Annotated in this window: 5 protein-coding genes; 2 read left to right on the forward strand and 3 right to left on the reverse strand. The window is 73.1% G+C overall.

The window, feature by feature from the left end:
* Positions 1 to 763 (reverse strand): hypothetical protein (locus AC1D15_RS16635; RefSeq protein WP_477826840.1); only part of this gene is annotated, 763 nt, incomplete at its 3' end.
* A 128-nt stretch (positions 764 to 891) separates the two neighbouring features.
* On the opposite strand from AC1D15_RS16635, the gene AC1D15_RS16640 reads away from it, so the two are divergent.
* Both AC1D15_RS16640 and AC1D15_RS16645 read left to right on the forward strand, forming a co-directional pair.
* On the forward strand, positions 892 to 2013 hold the full coding sequence (locus AC1D15_RS16640) for a sugar transferase (protein WP_477826841.1): 1122 nt from the start codon (positions 892 to 894) through the stop codon (positions 2011 to 2013).
* Between the two features lie 20 nt (positions 2014 to 2033).
* Complete coding sequence (locus tag AC1D15_RS16645; RefSeq protein ID WP_477826842.1) at positions 2034 to 3713, forward strand: WecB/TagA/CpsF family glycosyltransferase; 1680 nt, start codon at positions 2034 to 2036, stop codon at positions 3711 to 3713.
* On the opposite strand, the gene bcsZ is transcribed toward AC1D15_RS16645, so the two are convergent.
* Positions 3597 to 4721 (reverse strand): cellulose synthase complex periplasmic endoglucanase BcsZ, encoded by a 1125-nt coding sequence (gene bcsZ, locus AC1D15_RS16650; RefSeq protein ID WP_477826843.1) that lies wholly within the window; start codon positions 4719 to 4721, stop codon positions 3597 to 3599. The two genes, AC1D15_RS16645 and bcsZ, sit on opposite strands and share 117 nt — an antisense overlap.
* Positions 4722 to 4806: 85 nt before the next feature.
* Positions 4807 to 5396: IPT/TIG domain-containing protein (locus AC1D15_RS16655; protein WP_477826844.1), on the reverse strand; the 590-nt coding region annotated here is incomplete at its 5' end.

The raw sequence follows: 5396 nt of genomic DNA on the forward strand, positions 1-5396 counted from the left end.
GCGTGTGGACCGCGACCACGCTGGTGCCGGCCAGCACCCGTCCCTGCCGGCAGGCCACCGCCCGGTTCGCCGGCGTGCCGGCGATGAAATCCTGCAGCGTGACGGTGCGCTGCCCGCGCTGCATCGCGTCCAGCAGCGGCGCGAGGTCGCGGTCGAGCAGCAGGCGCGCGACCGACCCCACCACCGGCGGGTGCACCGACATGCGCTCGAAGCTGCGCAGCGCCTGCGCGCGCTCGTGCACGATGGCCACGCCCAGGCCGCCCCAGGTCGAGTCGATCTTCAGGACGGCCGGCAGCGTGCGCCTGGACAGCGCGGCCGAGAGTTCCGCGGCGTTGGAGATCACTTCGGTGCGGGGGGTGCGGATGCCCTGCGCGCTCGCCAGCCGCAGCAACGAACCGCGCGCGGTCGCCAGCTGGCAGGCCTGCGGGTCGCCGAGCGAAGAGCGCAGCAGCGCATCGAGCGCGGCATCGGCCGCATCGAGACCGCGGCAGTGCCGGTGCAGTTCGGCCAGTTGCACCGCCGCACCGTCGTCGCACGGGATCACGAGATCGGGCCGGGCCGCCTCGATGGCCGCCCGCAGCGACACCGCCGGCCGCAGCGCCGAGGCGCGGTGGATGCGCTGCACCGCACGCACATGCGTGGCCGGATGCCCGCGGGCACACAGCACCTCGACGCGGCAGCCGAGTGCGGCGAACGCCATCGCGAGCCGCGCCGCGATCGGCCAGCGCAAGGTGGCGGTCAGCAGGATTCGAAGGGGTGCCATCTCGCCCATGAGAGGGGCACACTGCCCTTCGCCTGCGCACGGGTCTGTTCGCCAGCGCACACAGTTCGCCAGCCCACACAGTTCGGCATCGCACAGACGTCGATCCGCCCACGTCCTACCTTGGCCGCATGAACACGCTAGAGTCAAGGCCGTCCCGCCCGGCCGCGCCACCGACGCTGCGGTCGCCGCGCGACGGCCCGGCCATGCGCATCGGCGACCTGCTCCCGCTGGGCGATTTCCTGTGCCTGGTGCTTGCCGCGTGGGTCAGCACGCAGGCGCTCTCCGCCGCCTTCGGCGCCGTGCTGGCGCCCTTCATGCTGCACGACCGGCGCTTCGACAGCGCCGCCGGCCGCGGGGCCGTTCCGGACCTGGTGCACTCGCACGCGATGCGCTTCGCGTTGTTCATGCTCGTGCTGCTGCCGCTGGGCGCGCTCGGCGGCCACCCGCTGCCCCCGGGCCTGACGACCTTCGCGGCGTTCGGGTTGCTGTCGACATCGCTGTTGCGAGGGGCCGCCGCGTGGCACCTGCATCGCCGCCGGCACGCCGCGACGCCGCCGGCGGACACGCCGACGCGCATCGACTACGTGGCCGACACCATGCCGGTCAGGCTGCTGTGCGACCGGCCGATCAAACGCTGGGACGCCGTCGCGAAGGGCGCGGAAGACCTGCTGCTCGGCGCGCTGCTGACGCTCGCGCTGCTGCCGCTGATGGGCTTGATCGCCGTCGCCATCAAGCTGAGCGGCCCGGGGCCGGTCCTGTTCCGGCAGCGCCGGCACGCACTGGACAACCGCGTGTTCGAGATCTACAAGTTCCGCACGATGCGCTGGACGCCCCCCTCGGCGGCGTCGTCCACGCCGCCGATGCAGCAGACCGGGCGGCACGACCTGCGTGTCACCCGCCTCGGCCGCTGGCTGCGGGTGTCGAGCCTGGACGAGCTGCCGCAGCTCTTCAACGTGCTGCAGGGCGAGATGTCGCTGGTCGGCCCGCGCCCGCACGCGACCGACATGCGCACCGAGAGCCGGCTCGGCGACGAGATCGCGCAGGACTACGCGCACCGCCACCGCGTCAAACCGGGCATCACCGGCTGGGCGCAGGTCAACGGTGCGCGCGGCGCGACCGACACCGAAGCCCAGTTGCGCCGGCGCATCGCGCTGGACCTGTACTACATCGACCACTGGTCGCTGCTGCTGGACCTGAAGATCCTCGTGCTGACCTCGGCCGTGGTCGTCAAGGGAACGAACGCCTATTGAGACAACGCGAGGAGGCCCGCATGAACCCGCCCTTCGACGACGAGCCGATCCTGCCGCGCCCCATCACGCCTCTCACGCACATCGCCTCGTCGGGCCTGGGCCGCGGACTGGCGGCGATGAGCAGCGAACTCTCGCTGCTGTTCGACCCGCTGTGCATCGCGGCGGCCGCCGCGCTCGCGACGCTGCTGGCAGGCGGCACGCCCCATGTCGACGACCTCGTGCAGGCCGCCGCGGTGTCGGCGGGTGCCGCGGCCCTCATCCTGCACGACCCCGGGTTCGGTGCGCTGGTCCGGCAGGACCGCAACCGGCAGCTGATGCGTTCGCATGCGCTGCGCTGCGCCGCCCTCGCCGCGGCGCTGCTCGCGCTCGGCGCGATCGGCCCCGTCTTCGACGGGCTCGCGCCCGGCCTGCTGGCCGCTTGGGCGGGCGCGAGCCTGGTCGCCACGTCGGTCGCGCGGATGCTGGTGGCGCGGGCGCTGCGGGCGCTGCAGCGCCGGGGTGCATTCGCCGAGCGCGTGGTCGTGGTGGGCAACGGCGCCTGCCTGGAACGGGTGCTGCACGCGTTGCACGGCAGCCGGCCGCACACGATCGAGCTGTCCGGGGTCTTCGACGACGCGGCGGCCGCGCCGGGCCCTGCGCTTGCGGGGCTCATCCAGCTCGGCCAGGAACGGCGCATCGACTGGATCCTGCTCGCCCTGCCGGCGGACTCGCCCGACGCCGCCGCGCGGCTCGCGTCGCTGCTGCTGCGGCTGAAGGCCCTGTCGGTGCCGATCGGCCTGTGCACCGACGACGTGGACAGCGCGCCGCAGCCGGTGGCCGATGTCCTCCCGCGGCGCGTGCTGCGCTTCGACGCGCACGATCTCGCGAGCTTCACCGCCGTGGCGAGCCGCTTCGGCGAGCAGGCCTACGGCTTCGCGGTGACGCCGAATGTCGACCACCTGATCCGCCTYGACGAGAGCGCTGCCTTCCGCGACCTGTACGCCGCGGCCGACTACATCCTGCTGGACAGCCGCTTCCTGGCCCGGTTGATGCAGGTGACACGCGGCCTGCGCCTGCCGGTGTGCACCGGCAGCGACCTGGTCGCGACGCTGCTGCGCGAGGTGGTGCAGGCCGATGACGCGCTGGTGCTGATCGGCTGCAGCGACGCCCAGGCGCAGACGCTGGCCGCGCTGCACGGCCTGTCGCGGCTGGCGCATTTCAATCCGCCGATGGGCTTCATCCGGGATCCCCAGGCGGTGGAGGACTGCCTGTGCTTCATCGAGGCGCACAGCCCGTTCCGCTACTGCCTGCTGGCCGTCGGCGCCCCGCAGCAGGAGATGCTGGCGCAGATGTTGAAGGCGCGCGGGCGGGCGCGCGGCCTCGCGCTGTGCATCGGCGCGTCGATCAACTTCCTGACCGGCAACGAGCRGCGCGCGCCGCACTGGATGCAGCAGGCAGGCCTCGAATGGTCGTTCCGGCTGATGCAGGACCCGCGCCGGCTGGCCGGCCGCTACCTGGTGCGCGGGCCGCGCGTGTTCGCGCTGCTGCGCCGCGCGGAGATCGTGCTGAGGCCGCCGGTGGCGATCGGGCCCGTGGGGGACGGCTCAGTGGCTCCAGGCCGGCTGCAGGCGACCCTGCTCGTCGAAGCGGTAGCGGCCATCGAGCCAGCCTTTGCCGAACAGGATCAGCGCCTGGTCGTAGTAATGGGTGGCAGCGCCTGAGGCGCCCAATCGCAGCGAGGCCTGCACCCGCTCGGTCTGCTGTGCCAGGCCGGGTGCGTCGCCGAGCACGCTGAGGAAGGGCAGCAGCGCACCCGAGAAGCCGACCGGCGAGTAGTCGGACTTCAGCGCCCGTCCGGTGCGCGGATCGACCTTCTCGGGCGGTACGCCGGTCGCACGCGTGAGGGCCGCATACGGGGCCAGCAGGCGCACCAGGCCCGCGCTGCCCGGCCCCGACATGCCGGCCCACAGGTAGACGCGGATGCCGTCGTAGCTGGCCGACGGCGCCGCCTCGGTGTCGGCCAGCACGCCGCCGGCCGCGTCGATGACCAGGTTGTCCGGCGCCACGCCGGCGCTGAAGATCTGCGGCGCCATGCGCAGGTAGCCGTCCCAGATCGACTGCCACGGGCCCTGCGGATCCGTCACCGCGAGGTAGCGGAACAGGAAGCCCGGCAGGTAGCTCGGGTTGATGCGATGGCGGCCCTTGTCGAGCACGAAGCCGACCGCGCCCGGCAGCAGCACCGGCCCGGCCGGACCGGCGTTCGCCACCTCGCGCAGGCGCACCTGCTCGAGCAGGCGGCGGCCGGTCTTCGCATAGGCCGGCGCGTTCCACAGCCGCGCCGCCTCGAGCAGCGTGTAGGCGAGCCACAGGTCGGCGTCGGACGCGGAGTTGCCGTCCTTCACGCCCCAGCTGCCGTCGGCCCGCAAGCCCCACAGCCAGGCCGGCAGCGTCTCGCCGAGGCGCCCCCCTGCCAGGTTGTCGCCGGTCCAGCTGAGCAGCGTGTCGAAGCGGGTGCGGTCGTTGGCGACCAGCGCGAAGAAGAGGCCGTAGGACTGGCCCTCGGACGTGCTCTTGCGATCGAAGGTGAGGTCGATCACGCGCCCGTCGGACTGCACGAAGCGCTGCGCGAAGACATCCCATGCCGGCCAGCCGGAGGCCGCCGCGCCGGGCGCGGCGGTCGTCAGCGTCCACGCCAGCGCCGTCTGCGCCAGCACCCGTTCGATTCCCATCGCGTGTCTCCCGGGCGGCCGTGGATGGCCGCCAGGAGGGCACGCTAGCGGCCTGCCCTGCAGGCGTCTGTGCGCTTTCGCACCGTCACTTCACGGTGAACCACGACGCGGCGAATGCCACGTACGACGGGTTGAACAGGCCGATCGAGCCGCTGGTCGCGCCGGCCGGGATCGTCACCTGCACCTGCGTGTCGCTCAGCACGCGCACCGGTGCGTTCCTCGCGTTGCCGACCCAGGCATGGTCGAGCCCGGTGAAGCCGCTGCCGCTCAGCGTGACCACCGTGCCGACCGGGCCGGCGGCGGGCGAGAAGCCCGAGATCGCCGGCTGCCGGTAGGCAGCAGCGGTGGTGAGCACGGTGAACGAGGTCGCGGTGAACGCGGCATGCGCCGGGTTGAACACGCCGATGGCACCGCTGGTCGCGCCGGCGGGAATCGTCACCTGCACCTGGCGGTCGTTCAGGACCCGCACCACGGCGTTCTTCGCCGCACCGACCCAGGCCGCGTTGACGCCGGTGAAGCCGCTGCCGTTGAGGGTGACCACGGTGCCCACGCCGCCGGAGGCCGGTGTGAAGCTGGCGATCGACTGCTGCGGGTTGCTGCCGGCCGGCGGCGTCGGGGGGACGACCGGCGGAACAACCGGGGGAGTGACCGGCGGAACGACGGGCGGCGTGGTGG

It is taken from the genome of Rhizobacter sp. P2_H2 (genome assembly GCF_056403375.1).

Excerpts from the sequence above, each read along its gene's own strand:
- AC1D15_RS16640 (WP_477826841.1), top strand. The coding sequence starts at position 892 with ATGAACACGCTAGAGTCAAGGCCGTCCCGCCCGGCCGCGCCACCGACG.
- bcsZ (WP_477826843.1), bottom strand. The coding sequence starts at position 4,721 with ATGGGAATCGAACGGGTGCTGGCGCAGACGGCGCTGGCGTGGACGCTG.